A 23,351-nucleotide genomic window follows, 5' to 3' on the forward strand; every position below is an offset into this window, starting at 1 on the left:
AGGGATTACTCTTCCGGCTTGATATATCCTACCGGTTTGCGAGGCCTATTTATATGTTTGTGCCGGGTTTGAAGTTCAGCCAATGTTTCATTGATAAGATCGAGTTGCATCCGTGTATCTTCATGCATATCGTTATAGTCGGCAAAGACTTCCTCAATATATGCTTTTAGTTCTTTTACTTCATCCTGTAATTGCTTGCTTTCATTAACAGGGGGATTAGTTAATAGTTGGCGTACAGTAACAAAGGCCCTGACGATCTGAATACTTATATTAACAGCTACATTGCTTCTTAACACACTGGATAACATTGTTACGCCGTGTTCGGTAAAAGCAAACGGCGGGATGTAGCTGTGTTTCATGGCTTCGGGTATCTGGTCACAATTTGTTACCAGTTCTTTCCATTCTTCTTTTGTTAATTCAAACATAAAATCTAAGGGAAACGATTTGTATTTCTCTTTACAGCTTGTTTAAGCGCTTTTGTAGGTACTTTGTACATCTCTGCCAAATCAAAATCCAGCATCACTTTACAGCCTCGTATCTCGTATATCTTGCTTTGTATTACCGATAGTTCCATTAGTATTACTTATTCTTTTAGTAATAATGAACTGTCGCCATAACTTAAAAAGCGGTAGTCATTATCCAGTGCATGTTTGTAAATAGCCTTCCAGTTATCTCCGCCGGTAAATGCCGACACCAGCAAAAGCAGCGTACTTTTTGGCTGATGGAAATTCGTAATTATTCCGTCAACGATCTTATAAATATATCCCGGTGCTATAATAATTTGTGTTTCGGCAATAAGTGATGTCAGGTTATTTTTATCCAGATATGTCAGGATATTGGTTAAGGATTCCTTTACGGAAAGTATTTTTTCAGTATAGGCTTTATAGGGCTGCCATTGCGTTACTTTCAACTCTCCGGACGAATTATCTTTCTCCAGCAGTTCACCAATGTAATACAGGCTTTCGAGCGTGCGTACAGAGGTTGTCCCCACAGCAATTATCTTTCCTTTATGATTCAACAGCTGCTCTATTACATCCCTTTTCACCGAGATAAACTCGGAATGCATCACATGGTCTTTTACCTCCTCTGTTTTTACAGGGCGGAAAGTCCCCGCACCCACGTGAAGCGTTACCTCCGCCGTTCTTACCCCGGCCTTACCCAATGACCCGAAGACTTCGGGCGTAAAATGCAATCCAGCCGTAGGAGCGGCTACCGACCCGTCTATCTTCGAATAAATGGTCTGATACGTCTCTTTATCCTGTTCTTCCGTATCCCTGTTCAGATACGGTGGAATAGGTAATTCCCCGGCTACTTCAAGCAATTCGGAGAATGTAACACCGGTATTGTCCCACTCAAATTCTATGATATGAGAGTCTCCGTTTGTCTGTATCCTGCGGGCTTTGAATATCACAGGCGCACCATTTACAGCCAATTCTTTTACCAGATCTCCCTCTTTCCACTTTTTCAGATTACCCACCAGGCAAACCCATGAACATCGCTGTGCCTGTTGGAAGTTTAATTGATAATCATTGGGGCTATGAGGCTCCAAGCAGAAAATCTCAATTTGCGCGCCCGTTATTTTCTGAAAATGCAACCGCGCCTGAATTACTTTTGTGTTATTAAAGATCATCAGGCTATTGTTTGCTAAATACTCCGGCAGATTACTGAAACGGGTGTCTGATATTTTTCCTTCCTTGTATACAAGAAGTTTTGATTCGTCCCGTTTAACCAGAGGGTACTTTGCGATGCGGCTGTCGGGTAAAACGTAATCGTAATCGTTAATTCGTATATCCCGGAAAACTGATACTTCCACTTTCATTTTTTTTATCCGACAAAAATAAGCAACTTTGCGTGAATAAAAAAGCCGGAAGAGAGCTTAAAAAAGAACGTTTTAGAATAGCGAGAGCAGGAACAAAATTTAGTTTGATTATGCCGAGTCATGACAACCAACGCTCACAGGAGCGAAGCGTATGTAAAAAGACCAATGAAATTGAATAATTTAGATTTATGAAAACAGGAGATAAAGTCCGCTTTCTAAACACAACGGGAGGCGGTGTGGTAAAAGGGTTTCAGGGAAAAGACATAGTTCTGGTAGAGGACGATGAGGGCTTCGATATTCCCGTGCTGATACGCGAATGCGTGGTCATAGAGCCTGCCAATGATGCACAGGTAAGACAAACATCCAAACCAACGGCTGAAGTTCAGCAAAAAGCTGTAATAGGCAAGGTTGAAGAAAAATATGAGGATTATAAAACGGAAGAGACAAAAGAGGGAGAGCAATTATCGGTCTTCCTTGCTTACCTGCCTGTAGATATAAAAAATCTGAGCGCAACGGCTTTTGAATGTTACCTTATAAATGACAGTAATTACTATCTGTCTTTCAATTATATGAGCAGGAGTGACAACGGATGGGTAAGCAGGAATGCAGGCGTGATAGAGCCGAATACAAAGCTGTTCATCGAGGAATTCGATAAAATGGAACTGAATGACATAGAGCGTATCTGCCTCCAGTTCTTTGCCTATAAGAAGGAAAAGCCTTTCGCCCTCAAGAACGCATATTCGGTGGAAGTACACATAGATACGGTGAAGTTTTACAAACTCCATAGTTTCAGAGAAAACGACTATTTCGAAGACGAAGCAATTATATACCCGATAGCCCGCCGTGACCTTGCGGAAAAAGAACTTGTCATTTCGGCCGTGGAAATAGAAACGGCCATGAAACAGAAAGAAGGTCGTCCGCGCATACAACCGATAGTGAAGAAAGAAAAAAGCGCTATCCTCGAAATAGATCTGCATGCCGATGAACTTTTAGATGATACAAACGGTTTATCATCAGGCGATATTCTGGAGTATCAGTTGAAAAAGTTCAGGGAAGTGATGGATGAAAACAAGCGGAACAAAGGCCAGAAAATAGTCTTTATCCATGGTAAGGGGGACGGCGTTCTCAAAAATGCGGTACTAAAGGAATTGAATTCAAATTATAAATCGGTTTATTATCAGGATGCTTCTTTCCGTGAATACGGATACGGGGCTACAATGGTAACGATAAAATAACATATCAGGATACACAAACTAAATAATTTATCAGAATGAAGAAGAGAATTTTAACATTATTATTAGTTGTAACTACACTGGTTGGTTGCGACAGCGTTCAACAGGGATTAAGAAGTACTTATAACCTGATAAACTGTGAATACAGTTATAAGTCGATTACGGGGTTAACCATATCCGGAATGAATCTTTCCAATGGCTTATCCGTAACATCCATCCCTAAGATAACATCCATTCTATCGGGGACCGCGACTTCCATCCCGCTCAATTTTACATTGAACGTGAATGTGAAGAACCCGAACGAATCGGCTGCATTGTTGCATGGCCTGCAATATATTATCAGCGTGGATGACATTCAGTTTACCACCGGTTCTATAAACCAGACCCTGAATATTGCCTCGGGACAGACCCAGACATTGCCGCTTACTATCGGTGTCGATCTGGCTACATTGATGAAGAATAATTCGAAAGACGCTGTAACAGAGATTGCCAAAAACTTTCTGGGTATCGGTTCTAAGAAATCGAATGTATCACTACAGCTCAAACCGACATTTATGATCGGCAATACTCCTGTGGCATCACCGATGTATATACCTGTAAGCTTCAGCTTCGGAGGAAATTAATCCGTTGGCTGCAATCGGTCAGCAATATATGTAATTATAAAAAATTATAGTCATGGAATATAACATCATACATAACGAAGAAAAAAGCCGCTTCGAAACAGAAGTGGAAGGCCTCTTGTCTCTTGTAGATTACAGAAAGAGGGATAATGTTTTTCTGGTGACACATACCGAAGTTCCCCCTCAACTGGAAGGGCGGGGTATTGCAGGCGCTCTGACCAGGATATTACTCGATTATATCCGGGACAACGGCTATAAGGTACGCCCAATCTGCCCTTATACAAAAGCATATATACAGCGCCATCCTGAGTATGAGGATATCGTGGCGGGAAATGAGTGATAAGTATTCCGGATTACAAATAAAGAGGGCAGATATTTTGATATATCCGCCCTCTTTATTAAATGCTTCTTCGTTAGCCGCTTTCTATTTATACGACGACTTATCCCAATTAAATATCTTAGGCTCCTCTGTCAGATACGGTTCTATCTTCTTATAATCTTCTTCCGACAGATACTTTTCAATTTCATATACCAGTGTCAAAGAATTATCGGCAGGAGACAAGGTGATCTTCATGGGATTCATATCCAGAGCCGCATAAGCATTCTTAAAATCTTGAGTATCCCGGTCTGCATCCGCTTTTATAAACCAGTTTTTATCTCTTTTCGGAAACAGGTCTCCCTGATTGATCGGCAGCCATTTCGTTGTATAGAACTGTATCTGGCTATCGCAAAGGCTATCTTTTCCACATACGGTTTTTATAACACATACGATCTTGGAATCGTTTATCAACGGTAGCAGCTTTATCTGTGTTGTACCCGCTTCCGAGGTCTGTAGTGAAATGAAATCGGACGACATGGCCAGCCTCTTTACTTCTCCGTATGTCTCCCTGTCAACCTTTATTTCTGTTGTATCGCCCGGATTGGAAACAAGCAAATCCTTCTGGGCAGCCTCCAGTCCGAAGATAATATTTTCGGGCATGGTAAGGAATATACTGCTTATTTCCTGCGCCGGAAGAGAGATTACGCTCGTTATAATAAAGGCTATCGTGAATACTATTTTTTTCATTCTGCTTATTTATTTACATTAGATGTATATTGCGAACTGTTTACTGTTCACTGCGAACTGACTTATTTCGTCCCCAAATATAGGAAAAACATTGCTACAATTATTAAAACGAGGTCTATAGCTTTCCCTTTTAAGTTTTTTTCATGGAAGAACAGTACTCCTCCGGCAAATGACACCAGTACACTACTGCGCCTTACCATGGATACGATCGAGATCATGGCATCGGAGTCTGTCAATGCATAGAAATAGACAAAGTCGGCAATGGTAAGGAATACAGATACCAGGATTATACTCCATTTCCACTTGAACGGAGTCGTTTTCTCCCGTTTAGGATACCACAGCATAAGGAGGACTATCAGCATCAGCAGGCACTGGTATGTATTGAACCAATACTGAACGGCCGTAGAACTGAACTGCTGCATCAGGAACTTATCGTAAAGACCGCTTACAGCTCCGGCAACAGCAGCCAGAACCATAAAGAATATCCATTTATTCTTATGAAAACTGATCCCTTCCTTTTTGCCCGAAAGGGAGAGCAGGAAGAAGGAGACAATGGTTATAATTACCCCTATCCACTGGGATAAGTTCAAACGCTCACCGAATATAAACAGCGCGCCCAGCAATGTCATTACGGGGCGGGTGGCATTAATCGGGCCTGTAATGGTCAGGGGCAGGTGTTTTATGGCAAAATATCCGAATATCCATGAGGTGAGGACAATGATCGATTTTATAAAGATATACCCGTGGGTTTCAAGAGAGACGGATGGTACGTATCCTATCGTACCACTTAATGTATCGGGCGAAACTTTGGATATAAGGACAAGGGGCAAGAGCAGCAGGGAGCAGAACAGCGTATTGAGAAACAGTACAGGTATGACAGCATTCCTGTCAACCGACTTCTTTTTACATATATCATAGCATCCGAGGAAGAATGCCGAAACGAACGCAAGCGCTAACCACATATTTTTTTAATATACTATAAGGGTTACAAGTTGCCGGTGCACTCTAAATTTTATTTACGGCTTTACCCAACTTGTAACTCGTCTACTTGTAACTTATCTACTTCTTTTCAGCACATTACCCAGCCATGCATAACCAATAATTCCCGATGCCAGAGACGCCAGTAATATCATCAGTTTCGACTCATTGATATAGTGCGCATTTCCTTTGAATGCCAGTAAAGTAATAAAGATAGACATCGTGAATCCTATACCGCCCAGCATACCTGCTCCCAGCAATGCTTTCCAGTTCACACCTCTGGGAAGCGCGCATAAGCCTGTTTTGACCGAGATAAAGCTGAATAACGTTATACCTAAAGGCTTGCCGACAATAAGACCCAAGAGGATACCCATTGCGAACGGCTCTCCTACCGACTGGTCCCAGTTACCCTCTATTACCATGGCTGTATTCGCCAAAGCGAATATCGGCAATACAATAAAGGCGACCGGATAGTGTAAAGCATGCTGCATCCTGTTGGACAAGCATTTCGCGTCTCCTCTTCTGAACGGGATTGTTATGGCGAGCAATACCCCTGCAATAGTCGCATGCACACCCGAGTGAAGCATACAATACCACATAATGACACCGCCTATAAGATAAGGGATAAGATTGGTTACATTGAATTTCTTATTCAGGGTGAGCAATAACACAAACATGCCCAATGCGATAATCAGATACACCCACGCCAGTGACGTTGTGTAAAATATAGCGATAACGATAATAGCGCCCAAATCGTCGATAACTGCCAGAGCGGTAAGAAACACTTTCAGCGAAACGGGTACGCGGTTGCCAAGCAAAGACAGTACGCCAAGAGCAAAAGCAATATCCGTTGCCATAGGTATGCCAAATCCGGCGTGTGTATCCGTTCCGAAGTTGAGGAACATATATATTGCCGCGGGAATTAACATCCCTCCCAATGCCCCCGAAATAGGCAGCATGGCCCTTTTTATATTCGACAACTCACCTTCATAAATTTCCTGGATCAGCTCCAATCCTACCAAAAGGAAGAAAATAGCCATCAATCCGTCGTTTATCCATTCTGCGACAGTATGGCTGCCTGCATGAAAATCCCATACACCGCGATATCCTTCCCCTATACTGGAGTTGGCCAGCAGTATCGATATTAATGTGCATACGATGAGAGTAAGTCCTCCCGACTTCTCACTCTCCATAAATCTACGCAGTGTTCTGCCACTTAAAAGGTTAGATATCCTCATCGTTGTTAAATATATCGTTATTATATTCTATTTCTTCCAGAAAGAGGGCATGTCCCGGAACGGAAGTCCCGGCTTTACACCTGTCTTTAGCTTCAATAATGCGCCGGAAATCATCTGTGGTTATCTTTCCCCATCCGGCTTCAAGCAGTGTTCCCACGATGGAACGTACCATATTACGCAAAAAACGGTTTGCCTTGATGGTGAATATATAATCGTTCCCGGCCTGTTCCCACCGGGCAAGCATAATCGTGCAGTTATTCGTTTTTACATCGGTATGCAGCTTGCTGAAGCTGGTAAAATCCTCGTAATCGAATAATACCTTTGCGCAGGCATTCATTGCTTCTATATCCGGATTTCCGTATATCTTATATTTCAGATGATGCAGAAAGGGATCTTTATCGGTTGTAATATAATATCTGTACAGCCTCGATTCAGCATCGAAACGGGCGTGGGCATCCGGCTTTACTTCTACTATTTTTTGTATGGCAATATCTTTTGGCAACAGGCTGTTCAGTTTATTAGCCAGCAATAGCAGATCCGTAATTTCCTGTTCGCTGTCGAAATGCGCTGCCATCATACGGGCATGTACACCCGCATCGGTACGCCCGGCGCCCACAATGGATACCGGAACACGCAGCAGGGTGGACAAAGCTTTTTCTATTGTTTCCTGCACCGATACACCATTGGGCTGTATCTGCCATCCACAATACTTCTCCCCGTTGTATGATAAATATATGAAGTAACGTTTCATCTTAGCTTTTAGCCGATAGCCTTTAGCTATTAGCTTTCTTGATTATTTTCTAGCTAACAGCTAAAAACTTTTTTATCTTACCGTTATATGAAAACAAGACTGTTTTCTTTCGTGCTTCACATAACATCTGTCGCGTTGCCGCAGGTCGTGGAGGACCTGTCCCAGTACGGCTTTTAGCCTGCCATCGTCGAGAGTACGCGGATCTGATGGATTTACCTTCTCGAAGCGTGTCCAGGCAATATCGAATGTCGTGGCATAGCGGTGTGTCGAGTTGTCGCTCGTATTCCTGTTACGTCTTGAGAGCCCTTTTACATCGTCATCCGTACGTGTAATACTGGTAACAATCGGCTTATATAAGACCATTTTCTTGCTGATAAGCGAATCCCTGAAATTAAGGCAGATATCCGACAGCAGGGTTGCCGCTTTCGGTACAAGGAAAGGCATCGAGTGTTTCAGCTTATCCACCTTGTATATATCCAGTTCGCTCGGTATGCGTACTAATTGTCCTTCATACAAGGCAGTATCCGCTCTGGAAACCAGAGGCCCTACTCCGTTTGCGATGGCGGCTTCAATCTGGACATCCTGCAAATCGGCAAATGTTCTATTGTAATTCCCGTTAAAACGGCTATATTTCCTTACTTCGGCCGCTGGCTTTTCTTCGTCGCTCTGCCCCTTCGAGCTACAACTTATCATAGATAGAATACCGATTGAAAGTATCCACATATATCTCATAAATCTCCTTAATTTTGATTTTTCCGGCACAAAGGTACAAAATAACCGCCTTAGTTGTTATTTTTGTCTTTGCCTTTTATGGCAACCCGGTTAAAAATGAAAAGGATATAAGAAATAAATGGAAAAAATAACCAGCCTGCAAAATCCGAGGATAAAGAATATTGTAAAACTCGCCAAGAGCAAAGAGCGTAAAGAGCAAAACCTCTTTCTGATAGAGGGCGCAAGGGAATTGAGCCTTGCCATGACGGCTGATTATGAGATAAATTCGGTATATGTCTGCCCGGAATTATTCCGGAAGACGGATTATCCGGAAGTTCTCGATTCTATCGGTGAAAACAAACTGTTTGAAGTATCGGAAGCCGTATTCGAAAAAATTGCATATCGTGAAGGTTCGGACGGACTACTGACCCTTGCCAGACCGAAAAACCATACTTTAAACAATTTGAAACTATCGGAAAACCCTTTTATTATCATACTCGAAGCGGTAGAGAAACCCGGTAACCTGGGGGCGATACTCCGTACGGCGGACGCGGCGCAGGCTGATGCTGTAATCATCTGTGATCCTGCTACCGACCTGTACAACCCCAATGCTATACGTTCCAGTGTAGGCTGCCTTTTCACCGTACAAACGGCAGTGTGTTCTTCGCGGGAAGCTTTGGATTTCCTCCGGGATAAGAAAATAAAATCGTTTGCCGCCGAATTGCAGGCTTCGCAATGGTATCAGGATACGGACTTTTCTATTCCGTCGGCTATAATAATGGGTACGGAAGCGGACGGACTGACTGATTTCTGGCTCACCAACGCGGACGCAAGGATAAAAATACCGATGCGAGGAAAAATAGACTCGCTGAATGTCTCCGTTTCCACTGCTGTTCTCACGTTTGAGGCTATGAGGCAACGTGGATTTTAAAGTTGAAAAGGCACATGATTATAGAAAAAGGGACAATAAACGATATAGATGAACTGGAAGATCTATACAATGATTTGAATGATTATCTGGAATCCAATATTAATTATCCCGGTTGGATCAAGCATATTTACCCTATACGGCAGACAGCGCTTGACGGTATTGAAGACGATAGCCTGTTTATTTTGAAAACCGCCGGCAGGATAGCCGGCAGTATCATTCTGAACCATAAGCCGGAAACCGCCTATGAAGAAGCTGACTGGAAGATATCTGCGGATTACAAAAATGTATTTGTAGTACACACTCTAGTGGTGCATCCACATTTTATGCAAAAAGGTGTGGCGTTTAAGCTTATGACTTTTGCAAAGGAATATGCAATTCAGCTGAAAATGAAATCAATCCGGTTGGATGTTTCTGTTAACAATACAGCAGCCATATCATTATATGAAAAACTGGGCTATACATATATAGCCACGGTCGATTTACAACTGGGTTACGAACACCTGAAATGGTTCAGGTTATACGAGTTATTATTGGATACTGTTTAAAGTTTTTCTTTCAGGAATTTTCCTGTATATGACTTCTCACATTTGGCAATCTTCTCAGGAGTACCTTCACAGACCACATAGCCACCCTCCTTTCCCCCTTCGGGACCTATATCGATAATATGATCGGCGCATTTGATAACATCCATATTATGCTCGATGATAACGATGGTATGCCCCCTTTTTATCAGCGAATCGAACGCTTTCAACAGGGTTTTTATATCATGGAAATGTAATCCTGTAGTAGGCTCATCGAATATAAAAAGAGTAGGCTCCGGTTTTTCGTCCACAAGGTGGAACGCCAGTTTTACACGCTGGTTTTCCCCACCGGACAGGGACGAGGACGATTGTCCCAGCTTCACATATCCAAGTCCTACATCCTGCAATGGCTTCAGGCGTTTTACGATTTTCTTTTCGGTGCTGCCTTTTCCTTCTTCAAAGAACTCGATAGCCTGATCTATTGTCATTTCCAGTACATCGTGGATACTTGCCCCTCTGTATTGTACATCCAATACATCCTGTTTGAAACGCTTTCCTTTGCAGGCCTCGCATTCGAGTAGCACATCGGCCATAAACTGCATTTCTACAAGTATCTTACCTTCTCCCGCGCATTCTTCGCATCTTCCGCCCTCTACGTTGAAGGAGAAGAAGGCCGGAGTAAAATGTAATTGTTTGGCCAGTGGCTGGTCGGCAAACAATTTACGGATTTCATCGTAGGCTTTTATATAAGTTACAGGATTGGAGCGGGACGACCTGCCGATAGGGTTCTGATCTACCATCTCTATATCCTTTATCAGCTTCAGGTCACCTTCGAGCCCGTTGTATTGCACTATCTGGTCTCCCTTCCCTTTATAATGACGCTCAAGGGCGGTATAGAACACGTCACATACCAGTGAGGATTTTCCCGAACCGCTGACACCCGTTACCACGGTCATCACATTTAGCGGGAATTTCACGTCGATATTTTTCAGATTGTTCTGCCGTGCGCCTTTTATCTCTATGAAGTTATTCCATTTGCGCCTTACTTTGGGAACATCTATCTTTTCTTCTCCATTCAGATAGCGGACAGTATAGCTTTCGGTATGCTTCTGCAGGCCTGCCATATCCCCCTGATATACGATTTCACCGCCTAAACGGCCGGCTTTGGGGCCTATGTCGATTATATAGTCGGCTGCACGTATTATCTCTTCGTCGTGCTCTACCACAACAACGGTATTCCCTATCGACTTGAGTTCCTGCAATACCTTAATTAACAAATCGGTATCACGAGAGTGCAACCCTATACTCGGCTCATCCAGTATATAAAGAGAACCCACAAGGCTGCTTCCCAACGATGTAGCCAGATTGATACGCTGACTCTCTCCTCCAGAAAGCGAGTTCGATAAACGATTTAATGTAAGGTATCCCAACCCAACATTCATAAGATACAGGATACGGATATTTATATCGGTTAACAGGCGCTTAGCGATAGCTGCATCTGTTTCATTCAAATCGAGGGAATCAAAGAATACTTTCAGCTCGGATATAGGCATCAATACGAGGTCGGCAATGGTCTTGCCGCCTACTTTTACATACAATGCCTGGGGTTTCAGGCGCGAACCTTTGCAAGCCGGGCAAGTCGTTTTTCCCCGGTAGCGGGCAAGCATTACACGGTATTGTATCTTATACTGGTTTTCCTCCACCATTTTGAAGAAATCGTCTATGCCGTGCAAGCCTCTCGCACCATGCCAGAGTAAATCCCTCTCGCTATCCGATAATTCGAAATAAGGGCGATGAACAGGGAAATTATATTTACCGGCGGCATGGATAAACTCTATCTTCCATTCGCTCATTTTCTCGCCTTTCCAGCAGACTACGGCGTCTTCATATACCGACAGGCTTTTATTGGGAACCACAAGGTCTTCATCTATCCCCATCACACGGCCGAAGCCTTCACAAACCGGGCAGGCACCCACCGGACTGTTGAAACTGAACATCAGGTCGGACGGTTCTTCAAACTGGATGCCATCGGCCTCGAAGTGTCTCGAAAAGTCGAAACTCTCAACTTTATCCCCTATATAGAAACGGATCACACAATCACTCTCTCCTTCGAAGAAAGCGGTTTCTATGGATTCCGAGAAACGGCTGATGTTGGCCGCGTCCTTATCGCAGGTAAGGCGGTCGATAAGCAGAAGTAATTCGTCCGCTTTATATTTGGTCTTGGATGCAAGAATATCCTCAATCCGTTCGAATTTACCGGCTGTCTCTACTCTCGAAAAACCCTCCTTCTGTAAGATTTCCAGCTGTTCATTCAAAGACCTGCCATCGCGGAGAATTATTTTAGTCAGAATGGCAAGCCTTGTTTCTTCCGGATACGACTTCATCTTTTCTACAATATCGCTCACCTGATGCTTCTTCACTTCCTGTCCCGATACGGGGGAAATGGTCTTGCCGATACGGGCAAAAAGCAACCGCAGGTATTCATATATCTCGGTCGAGGTACCTACCGTGGAACGCGGATTACGGGCGCTTACCCGTTGCTCGATAGCAATCGCCGGCGGAATGCCTTTGATATAGTCACTCTCAGGCTTATTCATACGGCCGAGGAACTGACGGGCATATGACGACAGGCTTTCCACATAGCGGCGCTGGCCTTCTGCATAGAGCGTATCGAATGCGAGCGAAGACTTTCCCGAACCGGATAGTCCTGTAATTACTACAAATTTGTTGCGGGGTATTTCTACATCAATGTTTTTTAGATTGTTAACCCGCGCGCCCTTTATAAATATATTTTTCTCTTCTGACATAATCTCTTCAAAAAAATGGATACAAAATTACGAAAAAATAAGCGCATTCCCTTAGCCAGTTAATTTAAAGGAATGTAAAATATCCGAAATTCCCGGAAATAATTATAATTTCTTTATAAAACGTGAATTTCTTTATCTATATATAGCTGTTAGTTCTTTGACGTATTGATTAAAGCAGTTACGAGTTACAAGTAAACAAGATACGAGATACAAGATGTTGACTGCTAACTGTTGACTGAAAAAACTGTTACCTTTGTTACTTTTTAACATTATACAGATAATCAACGAAAGAATATGAGAAGCAGAAATAAAAAAACGAGGACTCTGAAGCTCGCAGGAAAGACACGCAGATACACCGGGAGAAATGCGGTTTGCAAGAAAGGATTGTTAACTGATAACTGTAAAATTAGTTACGAGTTTGCCTCGCCTTCGCTTCGGCGAATGTTATTTCTGTGCCCTGCGAGCAGTTATGAGTTACACGTTTTGTCGCTTCGCGCCATTGGTACATCGGTATATTAGTCAATTAGCACATTGATTCCTGTTACTTTTGTTACCTTTTTCCCCCCGCTGGCGCGGACTTCCAGTCTGTGTGTTGCGTAGCAAACATTTTTGCACTATCAACAAGACATGGACTGGAAGTCCGCGCCAGCGGATGTTTAGTGATTATATGTATCAACTTTCATATAAGAACTGTACAAAAGAATATTCATTCTTCATTCTTTATTATTAATTGTTTTCTGTTAATTTTGTTACCTTTCTATCTCACGACTAAAAGAACAAAGAAGAAATGAAAAAGAAAATTTTATATGCCTTTATTATAATTGCTATTATAGCCATAGCAGCCGGCGCATATGTCTACAGTATTATAAATACAGGGTTTGGCATAGATAAGACTGTCTATCTTTATATAGATGGGAGCAGGGACTATGATGCATTACTGAAAGAACTGGAGGATAGCGCTAAAGTAAAAAGTATAAACAACTTTGAGCTACTGGCATCAGTTATGGATTATAAGGATAATTTAAAGACAGGTCGTTATGCGGTAAAGCCGGATATGAATATCCTTGACCTTATGCGCCATCTGCGCAGCGGGCATCAGACACCCCTGAATTTGAAATTCAATAATATACGTACCAAAGAAGACTTTGCCGAACGTATCTCGGGTCAGTTGATGCTGGGCAAGGAGGATCTGTTGGCGACACTAAATGATCCTGAAAAATGTAAAGATCTCGGATTTACCACGGAAACTATCGTTGCCATGTTTATTCCCAATACATATCAGTTTTACTGGGATGCGAGTTCCAATGAATTTTTTCAGCGGATGAAGACCGAATATAATGACTTTTGGAATAATAAGCGGGTGGCACAGGCTGAAGAGTTGGGGCTATCTCCTGCCGAAGTATCGACGTTGGCTTCTATAGTTGAGGAGGAGTGTACTTTTACGGATGAGTACCCGGTTGTAGCAGGATTGTATCTTAACAGGCTCCGCTCGGGTCAGGCATTACAGGCAGATCCGACAGTGAAGTTCGCGGTGGGCGATTTCAGCTTGCGCCGTATATTGAACAAGCACCTGGAGACCGATTCTCCATACAATACATATATGCATACAGGCTTGCCTCCGGGACCGATCCGCATACCTTCGATCAAGGGAATTGACAGTGTGCTCAATTATACAAAGAGTGATTACCTGTACATGTGTGCAAAGGAAGATTTCTCGGGACGTCATAATTTTGCTAACACCTATGCGGAGCATCAGAAGAATGCTGCACGGTACAGAAATGCGTTAAACGCGAGAGGAATATATTGACCCGGTGTTAAAAGGCTTTTTCGTCTCCTTTGAAGACGTTCGTGACCGTAAGGTAGATTATCTTCAGGTCTAGGAAGAAAGTCCAGTGTTCGAGATACCATACGTCTCTTTTTACGCGTTCTTCCATTTCCTCTACAGTTTTGGTTTCACCCCGGCATCCGGTAACCTGCGCCCAGCCGGTGATACCCGGCTTCACCAGGTGGCGGACCATGAATTTATCTATGAGGGAGCTATATAGGTCGGTATGTTGCAGCATGTGCGGACGAGGGCCCACAACAGACATATCGTTCTTGAAAACGTTGATAAACTGGGGTAGTTCATCGATACTGGTCTTCCGCATGAAGGCGCCTACTTTAGTTATGCGCGGGTCTCCTGCTGTTGCCTGCTTTTTATTAGCTTCTTTATTTAACCGCATTGAGCGGAACTTATAGCAATAAAATTCTTCTCCTTTAATTCCTGTTCTTTTCTGTTTGAAGAATATCGGACCGGGGGAAGACCATTTGATAATAGCGCCGAAAATGATATATACAAAAGGGAAGATAAGTATTAATACAAGGCCTGAGAAAATGATGTCGAAAACTCGTTTTATAAATCTATTGGTAAAGTGCTGCAAAGGCTCGTATCTAAGGCTCAGTACAGGAGTAGATTCTATAAAATGGAGGGAAAAACGCCTCCTCATGTATTTGTGGAACTCGGGTATGAGATGGAAGCGGATCATATTCTTTTCACAGAGCCTTACTAAATCATAGACCATTTCGTCCTGGTTTCCCGATAGCGTGCAGAACATCTCGTCTACTTTGGCCTCCTTGATATATTCTTCTATGTCGGAAATCTTTCCAAGATAATTAGGCAATACATCCTTTTTAGAGATATCATTGTCAAAAAATCCTAAGATCTTATAGCCGAACTCGCTGAAAATAAGTGATTCATATGTCTTAATAGCGCTGGCTCCCGCTCCTATGATAATGACCTGTCTATAATTGTAGCCCTTTTTTCTATACGATTTTAGCAGAAGACGGAATGATACATGCCAGCTTATAAAGATGGTTCCCATGATAAAAAAGCCTACAATCCACGGGATGATAGGAATGCTTACTATATTGAAAATAGAAAATCCGGCAGTAACCAGCACGGCATAGAGAGTAATAAAGGCAGATGAGCGTTGGACTATTTTATCCAGATATACGACGTTGGAGGTTATGTGAAAGCGGACAAATGACGAGGTCAGGAAATAGCACAGGTTAATCAGTAGGAATGCGATGATTTTCTCCCTGTAGTGGAGGCTTTCGGTTACAACATCGTCTTGGCGGAATATGAAATACGCCAGTAAAAAAAATATATTTATAAGGAACAAGTCGCCAAAACGAACTATCCAGTCAATCAGGTAACCATATCCTTCTTTTCTATCCGTACTATCCATAGTGTAAGTAAAACAGACTGCAAAGATAATATTTAGTTCTCAGATTTTTGCTTATTTATCACTCTTCTATATATCATAAATATTATTATAGCCGATAAGGCGAAGCTTACTGATACCAGCAAGGTATTTTCTTCGAAGCGGAAATCTTCTATTTGATTGGCCTGCGGCGTATCGTAATATATATGAATAAGTACGACATTTATCGCATTATGTATTGTGTGTACAATAACCGGAACCCATATGCTTCCCGACCATACGAATAAGTATCCCAATAAGGCGCCTAGCAAAACTCTCGGGACAAATCCGTAAAACTGAAAGTGGATAGCACTGAAGATAATCGCTGTAATCCATATGGCAAAATGCTGGTTTTTTACAATCTTTTGCATTATCTGCTGTAAGCACCCCCTGAAGAAGAATTCTTCGGCCAGGCCTGCCATAACTGCAATTACCAGCAAATTGAAGATAAGGGAGGGGATTGATCTGTTTGAGAATAAAAGCTTTAACGATTTCTCGGCTGACTCCTCGTACTCTTTCATCCAGTTGAGGGACTCAGGCAGTATTATTTGCTGATTATAATACCCGATGCAGTTTATAAGCGGTTGAATAGAAATGATGAGGAGAACCGAGCAGAGCAAAAGGCGTATATTTATATGTTTATCGGTGTTCAAATAAGATTTAACGTTACCCTGATACAAAAAAGCATAGGCCAGTGCAGGGATCAGAAACATAAAGACTGCCTGTATAACCTGAGCTAACCGCATAGCGCGTGCAGACTCCAATAATTCATCCATCGGCATGATTAATACGATAATGAAGGATGCCATCATCAACCCCGAAAAGAAGAGGAAGAAGATGAAGAAAAACTGTGACCAGCCTCCCATGTTATACAATATCCCTTTGTTATCCATAATCGTTGTCTTTTATTTCTGATTAATGCGAAGTATAGTTATTCCTGTACAGCTTTTTGAGGTCTTACAATAATCCGGAAGTGTTTTCTTTTCTATTACTACCTGTTTGGCGCTACTTGATGCATGAATGAAATGCAACTCTTTATTCTGCCAGTAAGCAATCCCTATATGTGAGTAATCTAATCCCGTGACCGATGTGGCAAACACGATTATATCCCCTGTTCTTATTTTGTGCTGATTGTTATAGATTGCAGCTATCGGTAGTATTTCATAAGCATTTCTCTTCGAAATATCCTTTTCTATTTTATCCAGTTCCTCAATATTCCGGGCATTGTTTTTCAGATGCTTATATAGTTGAGGATGTGTTGTCATAAAGTTGATGTCCTTCTTTACTTTTTCTCCACCGGTTTCTGAACTGATATCTCTCAATAATCCATGTTTCTCATTTTCATATATCCAATCGCTTGTATAATGCAGGCGTGATGTATAACCGGCGACCTCTCCGTCCCGGTAACGCATTGTCATTAGTGTCCGCAGGTAATTGTTATAAGAAAAATCTCCGGATTTGGTGACTTGCGACAGAGCGATACAGTTTTCGACAAAGGTGGTGCAATCAAATTCCCTGAGGTTAACGACCATTCTCTCTGTATCCGGTATCTCTAGCGTATATGCCACATACGGCTTTCCCAGAAAGTATTTGGCCGTATTGATCAATATTTCTCCGAAGGGCTTATCCTTTTGTTTTTCAAACTGCTTTATATAGGCTTCATAGATACGTACATCGGAGGGGGTGGAAACTATATCTCCTCCTTTAGCCCCATTGGGTAAAGTTAATAATGAGAATATGAGTATAACCAATTTTGCCGGTTTCATAATCAACTTAGTCCTACAATCTTGCCGTCTATAATATCAATATATTCTGCCTGAGGTATAGCTGGTAAGCCGGGCATGCGCATAATGCTTCCGGCAATGGCTACTATAAATTCTGCCCCATTGTTAATTACAATGTCATTAATAGTGAGAGTAAATCCTGTCGGCGTGCCATAAGCATGTGCATTGTCAGAGAATGAGTACTGTGTTTTCGCTATACAAACCAGATAGTGATTGAGGTTCTGTCTTTCAACCAGAGCAAGCTTTTTGCGTGCTTTATCTCCAAAACTGACTGATGCGGCCCCATATATCGATTTGGCAATCTTGTTGATCTTTTCTTCTATAGGATCATTATCCTCATATGTAAAACTAAGAGCCGGAGATGGGTTCTTTCCGATCTGCCTGACTATTTCTTCCGCAAATTCAATCGCCCCTTCTCCACCCTTTGTGAAAGAATCGTTCAATGCGAAACTTACACCCTGCTGATAGCAGTGATCCCTTATCAGCTTTATCTCTTCTTCAGAATCGAAACCATACCGGTTGAGAGCTACCAAAACATTCTGGCCGAACGATTTCATGTTTTCAATATGCTTATCAAGATTGGCAAAGCCTTTTGTCAATCCTTCCCTGTTTCTCTCTTTGATGTTTTCAATAGGGACATTCCCATGCATTTTCAGAGCCTGGGTAGTGGCCACAATGACTGTAAGCTTGGGAGAGATCTGTCCTTTTCTACATTTGATATTGAAGAACTTCTCTGCTCCCAGGTCCGCGCCGAACCCTGCTTCGGTGATTACATAATCCGCATGGCTCATGGCCATCTTTGTCGCTATCAAAGAATTACATCCGTGGGCTATATTGGCAAACGGACCTCCGTGTATGATTGCAGGAGATTGTTCGGTCGTTTGTGTCAGATTCGGATTTATCGCATCTTTTAGCAATACTGTGATTGCACCGGCAACACCGAGATCTTTCACTGTGAAAGCATTCCCATTGGCAAAATAACCAAGTATAATATTTCCGATACGCCTTTTCAGATCTTCTATATCGGAAGACAGGCAAAGGATAGCCATGATCTCTGATGCCGGAGTGATTTCAAATCCGGTTTCGGCAGGAACACCATTCTCCGTACCGTTCAGTCCGGACACAACATATCTGAGACTTCTGTCATTTACATCGAGCACCCTTTTCCATACCACCTCTTTGAGGTAATTTTCAGTACCCCTGTTCCGGTAAAGATAGTTGTCGAGTAAGGCGGTAACCATATTGTGCGCAGATGTTATCGCATGGAAATCCCCGGTGAAATGGAGATTGATATCTTCCATAGGCAATACCTGAGCGTAGCCTCCTCCGGCGGCTCCGCCTTTCATGCCAAAACATGGTCCAAGGGAAGGTTCCCGGAGTGCTACAATTGTTTTTTTCCCAATCTTGTTCAATCCTAAAGCCAGGCCAATAGATGTGGTGGTTTTACCGATACCGGCCTTTGTCGGCGTAATGGCTGTTACAAGAATAAGGTTGCTTTCCTTCACTTTGCGCTCCTCAATAAAGGATACGGGGATTTTTGCAATATATTTACCATACTGATGTAGCTCTTCGGCATTAATGCCCGCTTTATTCGCTACATCTGAAATCTTGTCAAGTTGGATACTTCCGGCTATTTCAATGTCTGTTTTCATTCTTTGTTTTTGTGTATTTCCCGTTGGGACAGCAAAGATATAAATTTTTATTATTCTAAACCGTTTTTGCTGATCTTGTATAGGGCAATTCGCACGAAAGTTGGCCGTTATAATTATTGGTTTAATTTATGTTTATTAACTATATAATGTTAAAACCTGACATATCTGACAGAAAACTAATGTGCCGATTAGTAAATTTGCCGATGTGCCAATTGAGTTGCAAATCGACGGAGTCAAACTCCTCCGCTTGCGCGGACTTCCAGTCCGTGTCTTATTGATAGTGCAAAAATGTTTGCTACGCAACACACAGACGGGACGTCTGCGCGAGCGGGGCAGGACTGTTAAGTTCTCCGCTTTATTCTGTTATTGTCTGCTGTCATCCTGAGTGGAACGAAAGATCTCATTCGATTTAGGAGATGTTTCACTTCGTTCAACATGACAAAGAGTATATAAGAATTCAGAACCCAACAGCACTACCCTTTGGGGGATTGAGGGGGCCTGTCAATACTTCAAAGAGCTAACAGCTAATAACCAACCGCTAACAGCTATCCACCCTATAGATAAACTTTTTCAAAAAGATTAAGAGCCTGTTTAAATTTTAGCTAAAATTTAAACAGGCTCCTAATTTCGTGCATTTACCCTAAATCTTGTAAGATTGATTGTGCAGCCATTCAAAATGAGAACAGGGATCACCAAGTGATCCCTGTTCAACTATACTTTAAGTCCTGTTATTATTGAAGTCTTTTCAGACGATACAGTAATTGTTGGATTGCTTCCTGATAGTCGTCAATGATTGCCTGAGTGAAAGCTTCAGCGAATAATTCTCTCTGGCTTTCTGTATATTTAAAGAAATCCTCGGCATGTTTTACAATGTTTGTAGGATTCTTTGTTTCAGGGATTACGATATCCAGGTCTCCTTTTACTGCATAAGAGGTTTCTACCAGGCGGTCTGTTGTATCTAATAGGTCGCCGATAGCCTGATCGAGTGCAATATGTGCTGCATAACTACCTTTGCCGGTTATATGCCAGTGGTGAAGTTTCAAACTGCTGTTAAAAGCGAATACTTTACCTAAAAATGTTCCGATTTCTGCATTTACTGATGCAGCTTTTTTTTCTTTTAATGTAGATGTACTCATAATTATAAAATTTATTTATTTATGTTGTTTCTATATAGACAAAGGTAATGATTGCGATTTTCAAATCCAAGTATTAACAATTGAATGTGTAAATGTTAATATTGATTTTATCTATAATAGATTTTTAGTCTGATCTGTACGATGTATAGTAGGTAAACAACAAAAGTACCGCTTTTGTTTCAGTGAATCATGATATTTTATAATGAGTTGATACTCATCCGGTCTTTATCACTCCAGGTACAACCTTCTCATTCTTACTATATCTACTTTCAATTCCCTGGTAAGAAAATTCATTATGGAACCGTGCTCTCTCTTTATCTGGTTTATGCCTGCCTGCAGAAACATACGCTTAACGGTGAATATCGATTCTGCCCGTGGATATTTTGCTATGAAAGCATCATATTTATCACTCAGATAAATTTTCGACATCAGATAATCGTCCATAACTGTGGCTTCATCTACTCCCAGGGCGAACAATACCAGTGCCGTAGCCATACCCGCCCTGTCTTTTCCGGCAGAGCAATGGAATATAAGAGGGGCGCTGAGATTATTCTGTACGATAGCAAAAAATATACGGAAGGCTCTTACGCATGCAGGGTTGCTTACCAGGAGGCGGTTCATATGCTTCATATGAGAGTCGATGTTCGTTTTCAGCATATTGGACTGAATCCCTTCCGAACTGAGATTGCCCGGTGTGATGGCTATAGGATAGGTAAAATGGACAGTAGGAGGCAGTTTGTCGGGCGAGCGGCGCGCTTCGCTTTGTGCCCTGAAGTCTATGACAGATGTGACCGGTATGCTTGAGAGGTACTTCAGATCGTCGGCAGTAAGATTGGATAATTCGTCCGCCCTGAAAAGCTTACCCCATTTTGTATATCGCCCGTCTGTTGTTCTGAAACCTCCCAAATCCCTGAAATTGTATCCTCCTGCCATAGGGAGGTGCCTTTCGCTGAGGAGCAACCGTTCAGTACCGCAAACCAGTTCAAAATAAATGCGGCTGTAAGTACTGACGCTGAGGAAAAAACTTCCGCTTCCATTGCCCGTCAATATAGGAGTGGCCCTGTTGATTGTATTCACAGAACTGCCCGCATACAAAGACCAATTACCTTTGGCTTCGAGCCTTAAGCTTGCTTCCTTTGTATATTTCTCCCGTATTATATGAGCTTTTCGAATGGCTTTATCCATTGTTAACAGAGATGTCCTTTCCTGATAATTGTTTACCTCTTCTTTTACCATATTGATAATACATGGCAAATATACGGAATTAGTTGATATATTCCCTATCATAGAGTTAAATCACTTTGAAGTGTAAAAAAAAGGTAAATCTTCGCAAAAAGACTGCAGTCTATTGACAAACACGTCAGACTGATGTATCTTTGTTATAAGTGCTGCCCTTTAGCGGGACGAAAACCTTATATAATATCGTTATCTGACATATGTTTTAAAGAGATACTAAAGTAATAAAGAGGTCGCAGACCTTAAATAAACAATTGCTTGTGACATGAAATTAAAACTATTTACCTGTATTACATTAATAGCTACCTTATACAGCTGTACCTCCAGGCCTACGGTCATAGCCTTATGCGAAAGAGATGCAAAAGGTAATTATATATTAAAATGGGAGCTGTACCCGGAAACGGATAATGTTCCGGCCGAAATATTCGTGTCGGACAATGACAGCGTTTTCCCTTCAACCCCTTCTTTAACTGTAAAATCAAATGATTATATCGCGATAATAGACAATACCTCCAATTCAGTAGAGAAACGCAAATACTTCCGGATAAAGATTGCGGGGACTATGTCCAATATCATCACAAACCGCTTTTTTGAAATGGATAGCATTCAGAATTTCAGGGATATAGGCGGATACATAACAAACGATAACCGGACTGTTCGTTGGGGTAAGCTGTTTCGTTCAGGCAGTTTTCTCCGCATGACTACTCATGATAGCGCCGAGTTGACAAGCCTGGGGATAAAGACTGTTATCGATTTACGGTCCGAAGATGTGAAAAGGCCGTATATAGACCGTTTCAAAAGCGCGAATAATATCCGCATCCCGATTTCGGAGAAAGGATACAGTTTCATTTCGCAGAAAGTAATGGACGGGAAATTCCTTCGCGGCGACGCTGTTATCTATACCCAGGATACTTATAAAGATATGATTGTCAACTTTGCAGATGATTATGCGCGGTTTTTCGACTACCTCTGTGACGAAAATAATTATCCGATAGCATATAATTGTTATCTGGGTAAGGATCAGAGCGGCCTGGCTACTTACTTCCTTCTGCGTGCGCTGGATGTTCCCCTGGATGTAATAGAGGACGACTATATGTGGTCGGGAATAGGAATAGACCGTACTAAGCTGGTAAAAGATGCCGACAGCCTCACCGAATCGCGGCAGGAAGCATTGACTATGCTTACCAAAACAGACCTTGCGTACCTGAAATACGGAATATCGTGCATCAGGGAAATGAGCGGCTCGGTAGACGATTATATGCTTAATAAATTGAAAATTACTCCGGAAAAAAAGAAAAAACTGAAACAGATATTACTTCATTGATGACAAGTTGGTAACAACTCGCATCTTTTCCGTAAACAGTTGACAATGTACTGCCTTGCCCTGCCGGGAGAAACGAAGTGTCTCGTCAGTAAGCTGCGGATATCTTGTATCTTGCCTGCCCGTATCCTTATTACTTAGCCCTTCCTCAATCCGTTCTCGATGTATATCCCGGTGGCAGAAACGGGTAAAGATTCGGCTTAGGTTTTTCTACCGGAGCGGCAGGCGGTTCCACAACAGTCGGCTGTTCCTGTGCTTTATCCTGTTTGTCTGCCTGCTCAATTTTCATTTTCCGTTCTTCACTTT

At 42.2% G+C, this 23,351-nt stretch carries 20 protein-coding genes and 1 pseudogene; 7 read left to right on the forward strand and 14 right to left on the reverse strand.

The genetic code is table 11. The features are described from left to right. Nucleotides 1-5 precede the first annotated feature (5 nt). Nucleotides 6-574: pseudogene (locus ACFO6W_RS11735) on the reverse strand (ORF6N domain-containing protein). A 9-nt stretch (nucleotides 575-583) separates the two neighbouring features. Beyond that, nucleotides 584-1,819, reverse strand: coding sequence for an S-adenosylmethionine:tRNA ribosyltransferase-isomerase (locus ACFO6W_RS11740; RefSeq protein ID WP_379996613.1), 1,236 nt, complete (start codon nucleotides 1,817-1,819; stop codon nucleotides 584-586). A gap of 188 nt (nucleotides 1,820-2,007) precedes the next feature. On the opposite strand from ACFO6W_RS11740, the gene ACFO6W_RS11745 reads away from it, so the two are divergent. The 3 genes from ACFO6W_RS11745 to ACFO6W_RS11755 are packed head-to-tail and all read left to right on the forward strand — an operon-like array spanning nucleotide 2,008 to nucleotide 4,011. After that, nucleotides 2,008-3,054 carry a DUF2027 domain-containing protein gene (locus tag ACFO6W_RS11745; RefSeq protein WP_379996615.1) on the forward strand — a complete coding sequence of 349 codons (1,047 nt, stop codon included), beginning with the start codon at nucleotides 2,008-2,010 and terminating at the stop codon, nucleotides 3,052-3,054. 35 nt (nucleotides 3,055-3,089) lie between these two features. Further along, entirely contained in the window at nucleotides 3,090-3,674 is a 585-nt protein-coding gene (locus ACFO6W_RS11750) for an LEA type 2 family protein (protein ID WP_379996617.1), read from the forward strand. Nucleotides 3,675-3,726: 52 nt separating this feature from the next. After that, on the forward strand, nucleotides 3,727-4,011 hold the full coding sequence (locus tag ACFO6W_RS11755; RefSeq protein ID WP_379996619.1) for a GNAT family N-acetyltransferase: 285 nt from the start codon (nucleotides 3,727-3,729) through the stop codon (nucleotides 4,009-4,011). Nucleotides 4,012-4,095: 84 nt separating this feature from the next. Here ACFO6W_RS11755 and ACFO6W_RS11760 read toward each other — a convergent pair whose 3' ends face one another. The 5 genes from ACFO6W_RS11760 to ACFO6W_RS11780 form a co-directional block, all read right to left on the reverse strand. Beyond that, entirely contained in the window at nucleotides 4,096-4,737 is a 642-nt protein-coding gene (locus ACFO6W_RS11760; protein WP_379996621.1) for a DUF3256 family protein, read from the reverse strand. A 62-nt stretch (nucleotides 4,738-4,799) separates the two neighbouring features. After that, on the reverse strand, nucleotides 4,800-5,699 hold the full coding sequence (locus ACFO6W_RS11765; RefSeq protein WP_379996623.1) for an EamA family transporter: 900 nt from the start codon (nucleotides 5,697-5,699) through the stop codon (nucleotides 4,800-4,802). Between the two features lie 93 nt (nucleotides 5,700-5,792). Then, nucleotides 5,793-6,953, reverse strand: coding sequence for a Na+/H+ antiporter NhaA (gene nhaA, locus ACFO6W_RS11770; RefSeq protein ID WP_379996625.1), 1,161 nt, complete (start codon nucleotides 6,951-6,953; stop codon nucleotides 5,793-5,795). Beyond that, nucleotides 6,940-7,704 (reverse strand): tRNA pseudouridine(38-40) synthase TruA, encoded by a 765-nt coding sequence (truA, locus tag ACFO6W_RS11775; RefSeq protein ID WP_379996627.1) that lies wholly within the window; start codon nucleotides 7,702-7,704, stop codon nucleotides 6,940-6,942. Before truA ends, nhaA begins: the two co-directional genes overlap by 14 nt. Before the next feature lie 72 nt (nucleotides 7,705-7,776). Continuing rightward, nucleotides 7,777-8,436 (reverse strand): DUF5715 family protein, encoded by a 660-nt coding sequence (locus ACFO6W_RS11780; RefSeq protein ID WP_379996629.1) that lies wholly within the window; start codon nucleotides 8,434-8,436, stop codon nucleotides 7,777-7,779. Between the two features lie 118 nt (nucleotides 8,437-8,554). On the opposite strand from ACFO6W_RS11780, the gene ACFO6W_RS11785 reads away from it, so the two are divergent. Beyond that, the gene (locus ACFO6W_RS11785; protein ID WP_379996631.1) at nucleotides 8,555-9,346 is read left to right on the forward strand and encodes a TrmH family RNA methyltransferase; all 792 of its coding nucleotides are present in this window, start codon (nucleotides 8,555-8,557) and stop codon (nucleotides 9,344-9,346) included. Nucleotides 9,347-9,360: 14 nt separating this feature from the next. After that, on the forward strand, nucleotides 9,361-9,891 hold the full coding sequence (locus tag ACFO6W_RS11790) for a GNAT family N-acetyltransferase (protein WP_379996633.1): 531 nt from the start codon (nucleotides 9,361-9,363) through the stop codon (nucleotides 9,889-9,891). Here ACFO6W_RS11790 and uvrA read toward each other — a convergent pair. Beyond that, nucleotides 9,888-12,674 carry an excinuclease ABC subunit UvrA gene (gene uvrA, locus ACFO6W_RS11795; protein WP_379996635.1) on the reverse strand — a complete coding sequence of 929 codons (2,787 nt, stop codon included), beginning with the start codon at nucleotides 12,672-12,674 and terminating at the stop codon, nucleotides 9,888-9,890. The two genes, ACFO6W_RS11790 and uvrA, sit on opposite strands and share 4 nt — an antisense overlap. A gap of 787 nt (nucleotides 12,675-13,461) precedes the next feature. Between uvrA and mltG the strand changes: the two genes are divergently transcribed. Then, the gene (gene mltG / locus ACFO6W_RS11800) at nucleotides 13,462-14,481 is read left to right on the forward strand and encodes an endolytic transglycosylase MltG (RefSeq protein ID WP_379996638.1); all 1,020 of its coding nucleotides are present in this window, start codon (nucleotides 13,462-13,464) and stop codon (nucleotides 14,479-14,481) included. A gap of 7 nt (nucleotides 14,482-14,488) precedes the next feature. Here the strand turns inward: mltG and ACFO6W_RS11805 are convergent, their stop codons facing one another. From ACFO6W_RS11805 to ACFO6W_RS11830, 6 genes are all read right to left on the reverse strand, one after another. Then, entirely contained in the window at nucleotides 14,489-15,901 is a 1,413-nt protein-coding gene (locus ACFO6W_RS11805) for an undecaprenyl-phosphate glucose phosphotransferase (RefSeq protein WP_379996640.1), read from the reverse strand. Between the two features lie 32 nt (nucleotides 15,902-15,933). Continuing rightward, nucleotides 15,934-16,809 (reverse strand): CPBP family intramembrane glutamic endopeptidase, encoded by an 876-nt coding sequence (locus tag ACFO6W_RS11810; RefSeq protein WP_379996642.1) that lies wholly within the window; start codon nucleotides 16,807-16,809, stop codon nucleotides 15,934-15,936. Between the two features lie 12 nt (nucleotides 16,810-16,821). Then, nucleotides 16,822-17,682 (reverse strand): N-acetylmuramoyl-L-alanine amidase-like domain-containing protein, encoded by an 861-nt coding sequence (locus ACFO6W_RS11815; RefSeq protein ID WP_379996645.1) that lies wholly within the window; start codon nucleotides 17,680-17,682, stop codon nucleotides 16,822-16,824. A gap of 2 nt (nucleotides 17,683-17,684) precedes the next feature. After that, the gene (locus ACFO6W_RS11820; RefSeq protein WP_379996647.1) at nucleotides 17,685-19,352 is read right to left on the reverse strand and encodes a formate--tetrahydrofolate ligase; all 1,668 of its coding nucleotides are present in this window, start codon (nucleotides 19,350-19,352) and stop codon (nucleotides 17,685-17,687) included. A gap of 731 nt (nucleotides 19,353-20,083) precedes the next feature. Further along, nucleotides 20,084-20,488, reverse strand: a complete 405-nt coding sequence (locus ACFO6W_RS11825) for a DUF5856 family protein (protein WP_291111167.1) — start codon at nucleotides 20,486-20,488, stop codon at nucleotides 20,084-20,086. Between the two features lie 228 nt (nucleotides 20,489-20,716). Next, entirely contained in the window at nucleotides 20,717-21,775 is a 1,059-nt protein-coding gene (locus tag ACFO6W_RS11830; RefSeq protein ID WP_379996649.1) for a tyrosine-protein phosphatase, read from the reverse strand. A 214-nt stretch (nucleotides 21,776-21,989) separates the two neighbouring features. Here ACFO6W_RS11830 and ACFO6W_RS11835 point away from each other — a divergent pair, with 214 nt between their 5' ends. After that, a complete protein-coding gene (locus ACFO6W_RS11835) occupies nucleotides 21,990-23,048 on the forward strand; it encodes a tyrosine-protein phosphatase (RefSeq protein WP_379996651.1) in 1,059 nt (352 codons plus the stop codon). Nucleotides 23,049-23,351: the final 303 nt, after the last annotated feature.

Source organism: Dysgonomonas termitidis (assembly GCF_042654545.1).
Taxonomy (GTDB): domain Bacteria; phylum Bacteroidota; class Bacteroidia; order Bacteroidales; family Dysgonomonadaceae; genus Dysgonomonas; species Dysgonomonas termitidis.